10 protein-coding genes and 1 pseudogene are annotated in these 12,824 nt (G+C 71.8%); 1 reads left to right on the top strand and 10 read right to left on the bottom strand.

The genetic code is table 11. From position 1 onward, the window contains the following. The 6 genes and pseudogenes from GT042_RS13390 to GT042_RS13365 all read right to left on the bottom strand — a co-directional run. Positions 1-865, bottom strand: a pseudogene (locus tag GT042_RS13390) (LamG domain-containing protein); the annotation flags it as partial. A gap of 23 nt (positions 866-888) precedes the next feature. Next, on the bottom strand, positions 889-2,460 hold the full coding sequence (locus tag GT042_RS13385) for a VCBS repeat-containing protein (protein WP_345943763.1): 1,572 nt from the start codon (positions 2,458-2,460) through the stop codon (positions 889-891). 76 nt (positions 2,461-2,536) lie between these two features. After that, positions 2,537-4,087, bottom strand: a complete 1,551-nt coding sequence (locus GT042_RS13380) for a VCBS repeat-containing protein (protein WP_237530761.1) — start codon at positions 4,085-4,087, stop codon at positions 2,537-2,539. A 502-nt stretch (positions 4,088-4,589) separates the two neighbouring features. Continuing rightward, positions 4,590-5,948, bottom strand: a complete 1,359-nt coding sequence (locus GT042_RS13375) for a M14 family metallopeptidase (RefSeq protein ID WP_161308916.1) — start codon at positions 5,946-5,948, stop codon at positions 4,590-4,592. A 182-nt stretch (positions 5,949-6,130) separates the two neighbouring features. After that, positions 6,131-7,057 carry a DUF3048 domain-containing protein gene (locus tag GT042_RS13370; protein ID WP_161308915.1) on the bottom strand — a complete coding sequence of 309 codons (927 nt, stop codon included), beginning with the start codon at positions 7,055-7,057 and terminating at the stop codon, positions 6,131-6,133. 82 nt (positions 7,058-7,139) lie between these two features. Then, positions 7,140-7,796: a CoA-transferase gene (locus GT042_RS13365; protein WP_161308914.1), complete on the bottom strand. Its 657-nt coding sequence runs from the start codon at positions 7,794-7,796 to the stop codon at positions 7,140-7,142. 104 nt (positions 7,797-7,900) lie between these two features. Here GT042_RS13365 and GT042_RS13360 point away from each other — a divergent pair, with 104 nt between their 5' ends. Then, a complete protein-coding gene (locus tag GT042_RS13360) occupies positions 7,901-8,479 on the top strand; it encodes a hypothetical protein (protein WP_161308913.1) in 579 nt (192 codons plus the stop codon). Between the two features lie 98 nt (positions 8,480-8,577). Here GT042_RS13360 and GT042_RS13355 read toward each other — a convergent pair whose 3' ends face one another. From GT042_RS13355 to GT042_RS13340, 4 genes are all read right to left on the bottom strand, one after another. Next, a complete protein-coding gene (locus GT042_RS13355) occupies positions 8,578-8,997 on the bottom strand; it encodes a peptidase inhibitor family I36 protein (protein ID WP_161308912.1) in 420 nt (139 codons plus the stop codon). A gap of 94 nt (positions 8,998-9,091) precedes the next feature. Then, positions 9,092-10,396, bottom strand: coding sequence for an MFS transporter (locus GT042_RS13350; RefSeq protein ID WP_161308911.1), 1,305 nt, complete (start codon positions 10,394-10,396; stop codon positions 9,092-9,094). 92 nt (positions 10,397-10,488) lie between these two features. Continuing rightward, complete coding sequence (locus tag GT042_RS13345; RefSeq protein ID WP_161308910.1) at positions 10,489-11,673, bottom strand: glycosyltransferase; 1,185 nt, start codon at positions 11,671-11,673, stop codon at positions 10,489-10,491. A 122-nt stretch (positions 11,674-11,795) separates the two neighbouring features. Next, positions 11,796-12,713 (bottom strand): aminoglycoside phosphotransferase family protein, encoded by a 918-nt coding sequence (locus GT042_RS13340; protein ID WP_345943762.1) that lies wholly within the window; start codon positions 12,711-12,713, stop codon positions 11,796-11,798. Between the last annotated feature and the right edge of the window lie 111 nt (positions 12,714-12,824).

Below are 12,824 nucleotides of genomic sequence, written 5' to 3'. Positions count from 1 at the left end.
CGGGTTCGGGCGCCGCGGACGGCGCCGGGTCGGCGGCGACAGCGGCCCTGGTCAGGGCCTTGGACACAGCGGCAGGGCCCTGTGGTCCCGACTCGGCCTCCTTGACGGCGGCCGAATCCCACATGGCCGGCTTGCCCGCCTCGAAGACGGTCCCGCCGACGGCGGCGTCCTCGGCCTTGAGCGCGCCGGAGGTGGTCTCCGTGACCGTGAGGCCGTCGGTGTCCAGCCCGAGTTCGAGCTTGGCCAGCCTCGGATCGGCCGCGGCCTCGGGAGTGTTGACGACGAGGAGGTGCCCAAATCCGTCCGCCTCGGCCCGTACGGTCAGGTCGACCCCGGGCAGCGCGTCCTTGTACGTGGCGCTCGCGCCGTCCAGGACAGGCGCGGACAGCTCGCCGTACGGCCAGGTCAGCGCGAGTTCCCGGCCTGCCTGGTTCAGGGTGGCGAAGGGCCTGCCCGGCTCGCCGCCGGAGAACGACAGCCCGACGGCGGTCGCCTTCGGGGCCACGGTGCCGTCGCCGTGCCGTACCAGCGTGGTGTCGATGTCGACCCAGGAACCGTCCTGGAACGTGCGGACGGGATCCGTGAACTCCCGTGCCGTGAAGGTCCCGTCGGGCTCGGCGTAGATCTCGCGGCGCTCGGTGCGCATGGCGAGGATCTCGACCTTCTCACCGGACCTGGCGGCAGCCGTGAGCGCTTCGTGCTCGGTCTGGACCGGCTTGCCGGAGGCGACCGTCGCCCGGTCGGCCCGGCCGCCGTCGGCGGGATCTCCGGGCAGGGCGTTGAAGCCCCCGGTCAGTACGGCTCCGGCGGCCACCGCGGCGACCGCGCCACGCAGCACCGGGCCGCGTCGTATTCGTCCGGACACGTGTCCGCTCTTCCTCTCGTTCGTCACCGGGTCACCGCGCCGAAGGCCACGTCACCAGCGGGGATTCCGCCCTCGCCGGGCTTGAAGGTCGCCGTGGGGGCGCCGCCCGACTCCACGTTCCAGGAGAACGCGTGGACGGCGTGGCCCTCGGCGGGGCCGTACGGCATGCCGATGTACAGCGAGGCGGGGGTCGCCCCGAGGCTCAGTCCGGCGAGCTGCCGGGGAGCGGGGATGCCCGGGATGCCGTACCCGGGGTCGATCCAGTGGTCGGAGGTGCCGGGTGAACCGACGAGCGGGAAGATCTGCACCCCGCCCTTCTCCGGGTGCTCCTCCGAGGACTCCTCGCCGGGCACCCCGACGGCCAGCCGGGTCGTGGTGCCCGAAGCGACCGTGTTCGGCGAGGAGTTGACCGCCGCGAGGCGCTGCCCGAAGAAGTCGCCCGCGTCGGACTCCTGGTCCACCCCTTCCGTGTCCTGGTCGATCCACGCGGTCTGGGTGAACGTCCCCGACGCGGTGATGCGGAAGACGTGCACGGCTCCCGCGTCGACGGTCGTGGAGAGATCCTCGCCCGGAACGCCGACGGCGAGCAGGGACTCGGTGGTGGACGTGGCGCCCGTGGGGCGGTACGGGACCATGGCGAGCGACGTGCCGAAGCCGTCGCCCACCTCCTCGGCGCCGGAGATGACGTCCTGGTCCTGGGCCAGGCCGAGCAGCGGCTTGGGCACGCCCGACACCAGTGTGTGGCTGAAGACGGCGGTGCCTCCGGCGAAGGTCTTGGTCCCGATCGCCTCACCCGGGGCGCCGACGGCGATATGGGTGGGGGTCGCGGCGATCGACGAGCCGAACCGGTCGTCGATTTCGGCCACACCGGACACGTCGCCCGCCGTGACGGAGTCCTGGTTGGTCCCGCCGGCGGTCGCCCCGTTGGCGGAGACGTAGAAGAAGCCGCCCGCGTCCTCGACCGTGCCGATCGACTCGCCGGGGGCGCCGATCAGCAGGTACGAGGTACCCGCCGCGGTCTTGCCGCCGGCCAGCGCGTAGCCCGTCCAGTCGCCCGCCTCGGCGGCCCCGGCGAGGGACCAGCCCTCGCCCTGCCGGTGCTCCCTGACGGCCTTGCCCCCGCCGAGACCGGCCGGGGAACCGTAGTTGATCTGGACGAGGCCCGTGTCGGCGGTGCCGGTTTCCAGGTCCTCGTACGGGATGCCGACGGCGAGGTCGCTGCACCCGTCGGCGTCGGCGTCGTACACGGCAAGGGCGAAGCCGTACTGGTCGTCGTCCTCGGCGGCGCCCGGCACTCCGGCCGACTCCTGCGACAGCTCCAGGGAGCCCGCGCCCCCGCCGAGGACGATCCGGACGAGCCCGGCCCGCGGGCGGCCCGCGACGGTCGCCTCGGGGTCGGCGATCACCGTGTCCCGTACGCCGTCCCCGTTGAAGTCGGAGTCCACCCCCGAACACCCGGCGGTCACGGCGGCGGTGGCCGTCAGGGGCGCGGCGGGCCCGAAGCCGAACACGAGCGCCGTCAGTACGGCCGCGCCGGCGCCCCACGCCGTGCGTCTTCGCGGCGTGCCCGGTGGCACGCGTGGTGATGTGGTCACGTGGTCGTTCCTCCCCATGTCCCGCGTGTACCGCCGGCGCTGTCGGCGCGCCGGCGTCCTGAAATGCCCCGCGGCGTCAGCGCGCCGAGGCCCCGAACGCGACGTTCTCCGCCGGGATCCCGCCCTCGCCCGGCTTCCAGCTCCGGCCGGGCGCCCCGCCGTCGGGGGTGTTCCAGGCGAAGGCGTGGACGGCTCTCGACGCGGCGGGCCCGTACGGGACTCCCACGTAGAGCGCGTCCGGTGCGGCGCCGAGGCCCATCCCCGCGAGCGTCACGGGCGCCCGCTCGCCCGGGATCCCGTTGCCGGGTGAGATCCAGCTGTCGGCCGCGCCGGGCTCACCGAGCAGGGAGAAGAGCTGCACCCCGCCCTCGTCCCGGTACTCCTCGGTGGACTCCTCACCCGGTACGCCCACCGCGAAGCGCATCGTGGCGGCCGTACTGACCACGTTGGTCGTGGTGTTGACGGCGGCGATCCGCTGTCCGAAGAAGTCGCCGGCCTCCGCCTCCCCGTCGACTCCCGGCTGGTTCTGGTCGACCCACGCGAGGGCCTGGACGGTGCCGTCGGCCTTGATGTGGTACGTGTGCACCGCCCCGGCGTCGACGGTGGTGGACAGGTCCTCGCCCGGGACGCCGACGGCGAGGACCGAGTCGGTGATGGTGGCGGCGCCCGCGGGCCGGTAGGGCGCCATGGCCAGGGCGGAGCCGTACTGGTCGCCGGACTGGGCCGCGGTGTCGGCCGTGCCGGTACGTCCCTGACCCATGCCGAACAGCGGGTCGGGGATGCCGTCGGTGTTGATCGAGGGCCGGAAGGCGATCACCCCGCCGGCGAATTCGAGGTTGCTGGTCGCGGTGGCGATGGACTCGCCGGGCGCGCCGACCACGAAGTGCCGGTCGGTGGCGGCGATCGTGGCGCCGAAGCGGTCGTTCGGTTCGGGCTCCTCCCAGACGCCCGGGGAGTCCTGCGCGACGTTCGCGACCACGTACTGGGTGCCGGAGACGTAGTGGAACATCCCCATGTCGGCGCCCTCGCCGCCGTCCTCACCGGGCGCGCCGATCACGAGGAAGGGGTTGTTGGTCGTGGACTTCCCGGCGGCGACGGCGTACCCGACCCAGTCGTCCGCCTCGTATCCGCCGCCGAGCTTGCCGTCGGCGCCCTGCCGGAAGCCGAGGGTGCCGAGGGTGGGCGAGGCCACGCCGGTCGGCGAGCCGTAGACGAGGTGGACGAGTCCGGCGTCCCTGACGGTCCTGTCGGGCAGGTTGATGTCCTCGTACGGGATCCCCACCGCGATGTCGCTGCACCCGTCGAGGTTGGCGTCGTACACGGCGAACGAGAAGCCGAACTGGTCCCCGGCCTCCGCGCTGTCGGAGACGTTGGGCGAGTCCTGCGACAGGACGAAGGTGCCCTTGCCACCGCCGTACACGACATGGATCTGTCCGGCGCGTTCCTTGCCGGAGACGGTGGCCTCCGGGTCGGCGACGGCGATGTCGCGGATCCCGTCGCCGTTGAAGTCGGACTGTGCCGTCCCCGCGCAGACCGCGGCGGTGGCGGCCGGCGGCCCCGCCGTCGCTTCCTGAACCGGCACGGATAGGACGGCGGCGAGCCCGAAGGCCGCCACCCCCCTGCCCATGCGTCCACCCGCAAACGACATCGTTCTCCCCCACCCCTGTGCGGTCCGCCCGGCCGGCCGGGCCGGCGAACCTCTGACAACCGGTCAGGGAATCGCCGCTCCGTACGGGACGGCGAGTCCCCGCGTCCGGCCGGGGGCGGGGGTCGGACTCGGCGACAGGCAGCCGGGCGCGCACCGCCGTACGGCACGCGAAAAAGCCCCCGCTTCCCCCGTCACTCTCAGCTGCTCATCCCCACCCCACAGCCACGAGACGCGGTGCCGGACTATTCCACGCGCCTCTGACCTGCGCAAGAACACATGTCCGACATCATCCGTCACGCCTGAAACACGTTTTCGTCACATGGGGTACATGTAAAAAACACCGCTTCGCCATAGAACCGCCCTGAGCGAGGACGCACGCGGCCGCCGCGACACGGCGGGGAGAGACCGTGGCGCGGCGGCCGGGGAACAGGGGTGGATCAGGCGCGGATCACGTACGGATCAGGTACGGATCGGTCCTCGGTCAGGCGCAGTACTGGGCCTGTTTGCCGATGGAGCGATACATGCAGTCGGCGTTCTCGACGAGTTGGAGCACCGCGTCGCGGTTGCGGGACGTCTCGCGTTCGATCACCTCGTCGGGCGGGTAGAAGCCGCCGCCCGAGGAGCCGGCCGGGTACATCTCGAAGGTGTAGCTGAAGATCTTCTGGGTGCCCCACAGCCAGTCGTCGATCGAGCCGTCCGTGATGTAGAGGTCGCTCGACTGCTCCGCCGTGTACCCGTTGCTCGCGCCCATCTTCCGGCCGACGGCGGCGAAGGCGTCCCGGTCGTCCTGGGTCAGTCCCGGCGCGGTGTCGGCGTTGGTCCAGCCGAACGGCCAGAGCACCAGCTGGCTGTACGTGTGGAAGTCGATGGCCGCCTTGATCTGCTGCTTGCCTCCGACCACCCGCGAACGGACGAAGTCGGCGACGACCTTGACCTCGGGGGCGGACTCGGCGGCGCGGCCGCGGTACGTCTCGGAGCTGGCCGTGCCCGAAGAGCCGCCGCAGCAGCCGAACTTGTAGTCCCAGTTGCGGTTGAGGTCGGTGCCGATCGCCGTCGAACCGGTGTTGGGCTGGCGGTTCTTGCGCCAGCTGCGGTACGAGCCGGAGGCCACGTCGTACTCGCCGCCGTCCGGGTTGAGGTCCGGCACGATCCAGATCTCGCGGTTGTTGACGGCGCTCGTGACGCGCGAGTCGGAGCCGTACCCGGCGCCCAGCTCCCGTATCAGGTACAACGCCATCTCGACCGTGAGGTGTTCACGGGCGTGCTGGTGGTGGGTGAACAGGATCTCGGGCTCGGCCTCGTCCGTCGCGACGTTGTCGCTGATCTTGACGGCGATGATGTTCCGGCCCTCGTAGGTCCTGCCGATCACCCGCTTGGACATGAGGTTCGGGTACTGCTGGATCCGCTGGTCGATCTCCGTGTTCATCTCCGCGTAGTTGTGGTAGCGGGAGTCCGCGGAGGGGAAGTCGAAGGGCGCGACGGCCGACTTGCCGTTGTTCCTGGCGGGCGGCGCGGGAAGCGCGGTGAGCCGGTGGCCGAGGGCGCGGAGGCGCTTGGCCTGGGTGGTGTCGGCGCTGACGACCACCGTGTGGTCGCCGACCTCGTCGATCGACACTCCGGTCGCGAGGAGGGCGGTCCGGTCGGCGACGGTGGAGGGACCGTTGATGGTGTACTGCCGGATCACCTCCTCGGTGGCGGCGGCCGACGCGAGGTCCTTCGCGCCGGGCGCGCCGGAGGACGTGGCGGTGGCGGTGAGCGGCGCCGCGACGGCGAGCGCCACCAACGCCGCGAGGGTGGCGGTCCTTCTGGCGGTCTTTCCGCCGTGGATGCGTAGTCGCATGCTCTCTCCTGCTCGCGGGGGAAGTCTGGGGGTCTCCCCATGCGACGCATCGTGGGACCCTGGCATGAACCCGTCAAGGTACGGTCTTCGGCCACCGCTTTCCGGCGGTACGGAGCGTCAAGTGGCGGGCGGGCCGGGCCGGTTCGAGGACGGACAGGTCAGGCCGGTCGAGGACGGACAGGTCAGGCCGGTTCCAGGACGATCCACGTCCTGCCGGGACGCAGCCGCATCGTCGTACCGCTCCCTGACCCGCCGTCCCGCGTGTAGGTCGTGCCCGCGCCCTCCGAGGGCCTGCTCCACCGCACGGTGTACGACCGGCCGTCGCGCAGCACCACACCGGAGCCGCTGCCCACGGTCTCGGAGAACGGCACAAATCCGGTACGGCTCCGGAAGCGCGACTCCTTGACCTTCACGCGCTGCACGATCACGTTGTCGGCCGTCCAGGGGGACTTCGTACCGTCGAGGGCGACCGTGTACCGCGACCCGTTCCAGGTGAAGGTGAAGCGGGAGTGCGGCATCGACGCCGTGGTCGTGGTGTTGGCCGTCCCGCCGGACGGCGTCTTCGCGGAGAAGCGCAGCCCGATGTCCTTCGCCTCGCCCGCGCCGTCCGTGAGGCCCTTGGGATGGATGAACTCGTTGTGCGGGGCGGGCCGGTCGCGGTCCCGGAAGAAGGCGCTCGTCCCCGTCCTGGCGACGATGTCCGAATCCTCCAGCACGGGCAGCAACTGGCTCTGCGCCCCGGAGAACGCGAGGGCCGGCCGGTTGTACTCGGCGAGGATCTGGAGATCGGTCTCGCGGGCGCTCCGTACCGGACCGATCGTGTCCGGCAGATGGTCGCTGTCGAAGACGGCCATGAGCCGCGAGAGCCCGCCCTCCACCTCGATGCCGTACACGAGGTCCGCGCTGTTGAGACCGACCTGCGGGCGGGCCGCCGCCACGTTGTCCACCTTCACGGCGAGCACGCGGCCCGCGCCGCCCGGCTCACCCGTGAGGACGGACGTGGACGAGTCCCCGCTGCCGCCGTCGTTGTCCGACGACGAGCAGCCCGCGGCCAGCGCGACGACCAGCGCTCCCGCCACGCCGGTCCCGAGCACTCTTCGACTGTCCACTGACGCTCCTCAGGTTCGTACGGCCGGCCCCTCCCTCCGAGGATGATGACGCGCCGTCGCCCGCCGAGCGGGGAGCAACGCCCTACGGCCGACCGTGGGCCGCCGGGAGGACGCGGTCCACGTGGATGCCCGGGACGTCGACCTCGGAGCTGTGCAGCGGCTGCTTGTCCATCGCGTGCGTCTGGACCAGGGTCAGACCCCCGGCCTTGGCCATCCTGGCGTCGGTCCCCGTCGGCCCGGAGCCGAGGACGAGGTTGCCCGCGCCGTCCACCCGTACGGCCCTGATCAGCGCCGCGTCACAGCGCAGCGCCTCCTCGCGCCGGAACTTCGCGCGCCCCTGGGAGGGCCGCGACGGGTCGTCGTCGTCGGTGCCGCCCGTGCCGTCCGGGGCGATCGGGGCGAGAAAGGCGGGGATGCTGGCGTCCGCCGCCTCCAGCCGCTCGTTCAGGTCCGCCGGAGGCAGCCACCGTACGGTGATCTCCCCCGTGAGCCCTCCCGCCCGCCCGCCGTCCCCGGCGCAGGTCAGGCGGGCCACGCCACCGGCCGCCAGCAGGGTGCGTACGGGTTCGCTGAGCAGCACGGCCTCGGAACACACCACGTGCAGACCGCTCAGCCCGGCCTCCCGGACCGCGTCGACCAGCGCCCACGGCAGGGTCTCGGCGTCCTCGCCGCCGATCGCCACCGCGGAGCCATGGGCGATGCCCGCGACCGCGGCGGCACCGGAAGCAGCTCTTTCCATGGATCCAGTACACCACCGCCGGTCCCGCGCCACCTGGGGAGCGGGGCCGCGGGTGGCCGGCGGCGGAACGGGGTGATTTCCGGCTCCCTGTACACTCCGCGATCATGGTAGGCGAGAATTATCACGATTTCTTCCTCGGTTCGGCGAGTGCCGTCGGGGCATTGATCGGCCTGTTGTTCGTCGCGATCTCCGTGACCCCGAAGGCGGTCACCGGCAAGTCGGAGCACCACAAGGAACGGCTCAAGGCGGCCACCGCGATGTCGGCCTTCCTGGACGCGCTCGTGGTGTCCATGGTGGCGCTGATGCCCGGCGACAACCTCGGTACGGGCTCGTCGATCATGGCGGTCGCGGGGATCCTGTCGACCGCCGCGCTCGCGGTGACCGGGCTGCGGGCGGGGGTCCTGCGGGACCCGGCCCACCCCCTGTTCCGCTGGGCGCTGCTGATCAGCGCTTTCCTCGCCCTCTACACGATCCAGCTGGTGAGCGCCCTCCAGATCAACGGCACCGCGTCCGACGCCACGCACGTGAAGACCCACGCCATTCTGGTGATCTTCATGTTCATCATGGGGATCAGCAGGGCGTGGGAGCTGGTGGGAGGCAGTTCGCCGCGGCTGATCGCCACCTTCAGCCATCCCGGCGCCTCGGAGCCGCCCCGCGCGGACGAGCAGGGCGACACGGCGTGAAGGACGTGCGCGGGCCACGGTCCGGGCCGAGCCGGACCGTGGCCCGCACCGTATTCAGGCGACGGGGATCCAGGTAACGGAGATTCAGGTGACGGGGGTCAGTAGACCCGTACGCTCACCGCGCTGACCGTGAGGGGGCTGAGGCTTCCCGCGACGTTGAGCGAGGCGCCCGTGCAGTTCTCGCCCGCGTAGAGCGTCGCGGCCCGGGAGTTGGTGTTCACGGCCGAGAAGGCGCGGCCGGCCCAGCCGTGTTCCGCGAGGCTCACGCAGGCGCTCGTCGCCGGGGGGAGAGCCTGGACCGTGAACCGGGCACCGGCGTAGCCGGCCCCCTCGAACAGGCAGAGCGTGTTGCTGAACTCGCAGGAGCCGGCCAGGGCCGCCCCCTGGCCCGCCGGGGCCGCCTGGACCGTACCGGCACCCGCCGCGAGGAGGAGGGCGGCGGCGGCCGTGGCGGTCAGGGCGCCGGACCGGCCGGGACGCCGGGTGCCGAGGCGGGTGAGAGCGCTGAAAGAAAGCATGGTGGTGCCCTTCTGTGAGGAGTGTGTCGGTGTGATCGGTGTGATCGTGCGGAGGTACGGAGGTACAGGGGTACGGAGGTGTCGCGCGCGACCGTCAGTCGGTGGGCCCGGTCCCGCCCGCGCCGGCGGCGAGGAGCACCGCGGCCAGTCCGGTCAGGGCGGCGCAGACCCAGAAGACCTGGGTGTACCCCGTCCAGGTGGCCACCGTCCCGGTGACCAGGCCGCCGAGCAGGGTGCCGGTCTTGAACGCGCTGGAGTAGAGGGACGAGGCCACGCCCAGCCGGGAGGGCAGGCGGTCCTGGAGGATGACGACGGGGATGCTCAGGACCACGGCGGTCCAGAGCGCGTTGGGGACCTGGAGCAGGAGCAGGGCGGTCCGGCCTGACGCGAGGGGCAGCAGGCAGAAGAAGACGGTGGCCAGCGCCGAGGCCGCGACGACCAGGCGGCGCTTGCCGAGCTTCTCGGACCGGGCCCCCACCCACACCAGGGCGGGGATCTCCAGCGCGGCGCTCAGCCCGAGGAGCCATCCGACGAAGCCCTGGCCGAGGCCGAGGTCGCGGGTGACAAAGAGGGCCAGGTTGATCTGGTACATCATGTTGGCCGTCAGCAGCAGCACAACGGCCGTGAGGAGGGCCGCCGTTCCCCGGTCGAGTCCGGCGAACGGGTTACGGGTGGAAGGGGCGTTCGCGGCGGACCCACCGCCGGTCGTGCTGTCGGTCGTGCCGCCGGTCGTGCTGTCGGCCGGCGCCGGCCGCGAGGCCGACGGCAGGCCCCACCGGCTCAGCGCCGAGGCGACCAGCGACAGCGCGGCGGCGGCCAGGTACATCGCGGTGAAGCCCTGCCGGGCGATCAGGGTGAAGGCGAGCGGGGGCCCGATCACCCAGGACAGCGAGGTGATCGAGCGGAGGAAGCCGGTGAAGAAGGCCGCGCCCTGGCCGCGCGAGTCGGCCAGTTGCCTGCTGTACGCGAAGAGTTGGGCGAAGCTCGTACTGCCGATGCCGAAGCAGCACACCCCGGCTGCCAGCAGCAGGTAGTAGTCGCGCAGACCGGCGTAGGACAGCCCCCCGATCGCGAAGAGGAGGGTGCACAGGGCCAGCAGGCGCCTGCGGTCCCGTACCCGGTCGGAGAGCACACCGATCACGAGGTCGACGCCGATCTCACCGACGGCCCGTCCGGCGAAGAACAGACCGATCATCAGCGGGGTCGCCCCCACCTCGTCGGCGAGGAAGAGACTGGCCGAGGTCGAGACCATCGCGCCCGACACCCCGACGGCTCCGGTGACCCCAACGAGCCGGCCGATCGCGCCTTCGCGGAGGAAGGACAGACGGGTGCCCTTCGCTGTGGGGGACGCGGGCGAGGCGGCGGAGACGTCGGGGGTCGGTTCGGGTTCGGCGGTCATAACCGGCTCTTCCTTGGTCCGGCCGCCGGGGGCGGCAGCGGGAGACGCGACAGCGGGACCCACGATCCCACTCCGGCAACGGTGCGCTCCGGTCAGCCCCGTTCGCCGCCCGCCGGGGTGAGGACCTTGTGCGCGACGCGCTCGGCCTCGCGGAGGACGGCCTCCCGGTACCGCTCGCTCAATGTGGTGACCGCCGGCAGGACGCGGCACTCCTCGACGCTCTTGTCGCCGTAGGGCAGGGCGAATCCGGCCAGCGGCACCACGTCGAGCGGCGAGCGCGGGTCGAACAGCGCGTCGGTCTCCGGGGAGGGCCGGAGCGACCCGCCCTCCGTCACGGCACCGACCACCAGGCCGGTCCTGCCGTTGATCGTGCCCCGTACGACTCCGAGCGCGCGCCCTTCGCCCCCGGCGGCGGCGGCGAGTTCGCGCTCCACCTCCGGGTAGATCCGGTCGGTCTCCAACCAGCCGAAGACGAGGGCCAGTTCGAGGTCGAGACGGGGCCACTTGCCGAGGTAGTACCGGTTGTTGACGTGGGCCGTGGCGCCGTTGGCGGAGAGGTCCCGCGCGTGGGGCAGGTGCAGTCCCACGACGTCCTCGCGCAGCACGATCGGGGTCCCGGTCGAGGCGACCCGGAATCCCCATTCCTGGTCCTCGGGCCCCCATCCGTCGAAGCCCTCGTCGAAGAGGAGCCCGTGGCGGTGGAGCGTATCGGCGGACAGGGCGAGGAAGCCGCCCCGGGCGAACACCCAGGGGAAGCGGGCGATCGCCGACTCGTAGGCGGGCGACCAGCGTTCGTCCAGGACATCCGTCGTTCCCGCGTCGAGTACGGCGAGCGCCTCGCGGTAATGGCTGAACGGCAGCGCCTCGACCGCGTCCACCTGGCTGTCGACCACCTCGTCGTAGCCGATCATCTGGCCCACGACGCAGATGCTCTGACCGTGCGCGTAGTGACGGTCGTACAAGTTGCGCAGGCAGTTGGGGGGCAGCACCATGTCCGCGTCGAGGAACACGTACACCTGCCCCGTGGCCTGCTTGATCGCCAGGTTCCTGGCGCGGCTCAGGTTCCACTTCTCGTCCGACATGACCGTGACGATGTCGAGCCGGTCCATGAACTCCCGGCAGGTGGCGACGTACTCCCGCGAGTACTCCAGCGCGCCGACGACGACCTGGAACTCGGAGCGGTCCATGGTCTGTTCCGCCAGCGCGGCGAACACCAGCCTGATGTTGTCCAGGCGTTGTTTGTAAGGGATCACGACACTGAACTTGGGGCGACCCATCTCTGCTCCTCGCGTGGCTGCCGGAGATCTCCCGTGGGGAGGCGGGACCAGCTTGGCACAATATTGCCAAGCTAGGCAAGCGTGAGGCAATGATCAGGGTCGCCCACCCCGTCGAGACGTATCTACCCGAGGTCCGCGATCAGTTGGTCCAGGACGTGCAGCGCCGAGGCGGCCCGTACCGGGTCCTGGTAGTACGGGTCGTCGGGGACGGGCAGTGAGCCGGCCAGCGCCCAGCCCCGCCCGCGCGCCCAGGTCGCGTCGTCCACGCCGAGCGCCTCGCGGTAGACACCGCGCACCTCGTCGGGCAGGAAGTTCCAGGCGGGCAGCAGGTCCACGGCCGGATCGCCGGCGGCCAGCGTCCCGAAGTCGATGACCGCGTTCAGCCGGCCGTCGGCCAGCAGGATGTTCCCGGTCCCGAGGTCGCCGTGGATCCAGACCGGCGGCCCGGCCCAGGCGGGAGCCGTCAGCGCCGCCTGCCACACAGCGGCGAGCGCGTCGGTGTCGACCAGGCCCTTCATGGCCTCGATCTTGGGCAGGACACGCGCCTCGGAGGCCAGGGAGTCCCGCTCGTCCCCCATCGGCACACCACGGAACGCGTTGCTCCACTGCGGTCCCGGGGCGCCCGTGGCGTCGACCGCCTGGAGGGCGGAGACGAAGCCGGCCAGCTCGGTGGCGGCGCCTGCCGGGTCCACGAGGGCGGCGCCCGACGCGTTCTCCCCGGGCAGCCACCGGTAGACCGACCAGGAGAAGGGATAGCCCTCGGCCGGTTTGCCCATGGCCAGCGGCTCGGAGACGGGCAGCGGGAGGTGCGGCGCGATGCGCGGGAGCCACTCGTGCTCGCGCTCCACCTGTCCCGCCCAGCGCGGGAAGCGCGGCAGCCGTACGGACATGCCGTCGCCCAGCCGGAACGTCGCGTTGTCCATGCCGGGCACGGGGATGGTCGCCAGGGGCAGGTCGGCCCACTGCGGGAACTGGGCCGCGAGCAGGCGGCGCACGAGAGCCGCGTCGACGGGCACTTCGTCCGTACTGGTCGATGACACGCGTATCTCCTCGGTAGGGGCGGGGTGGACGGCCTCATCCTGCCGGGACAGGACGCCACCCTCCGACGACGGACATTGCCAAGCTAGGCAACATTGTGACAACCTATCACC

Source organism: Streptomyces sp. SID3212 (genome assembly GCF_009865405.1).
Lineage (GTDB): Bacteria > Actinomycetota > Actinomycetes > Streptomycetales > Streptomycetaceae > Streptomyces.
The sequence above is the reverse complement of the archived record's forward strand: the minus strand, read 5'-3'. Positions and strand labels throughout refer to the sequence as shown.

What these genes read in the sequence shown, in the direction of transcription:
- GT042_RS13380 (WP_237530761.1), bottom strand. Translation starts at nt 4,087, where the DNA reads ATGGGCAGGGGGGTGGCGGCCTTCGGGCTCGCCGCCGTCCTATCCGTG.
- GT042_RS13375 (WP_161308916.1), bottom strand. Translation starts at nt 5,948, where the DNA reads ATGCGACTACGCATCCACGGCGGAAAGACCGCCAGAAGGACCGCCACC.
- GT042_RS13365 (WP_161308914.1), bottom strand. Translation starts at nt 7,796, where the DNA reads ATGGAAAGAGCTGCTTCCGGTGCCGCCGCGGTCGCGGGCATCGCCCAT.
- GT042_RS13360 (WP_161308913.1), top strand. Translation starts at nt 7,901, where the DNA reads ATGGTAGGCGAGAATTATCACGATTTCTTCCTCGGTTCGGCGAGTGCC.
- GT042_RS13355 (WP_161308912.1), bottom strand. Translation starts at nt 8,997, where the DNA reads ATGCTTTCTTTCAGCGCTCTCACCCGCCTCGGCACCCGGCGTCCCGGC.
- GT042_RS13350 (WP_161308911.1), bottom strand. Translation starts at nt 10,396, where the DNA reads ATGACCGCCGAACCCGAACCGACCCCCGACGTCTCCGCCGCCTCGCCC.
- GT042_RS13345 (WP_161308910.1), bottom strand. Translation starts at nt 11,673, where the DNA reads ATGGGTCGCCCCAAGTTCAGTGTCGTGATCCCTTACAAACAACGCCTG.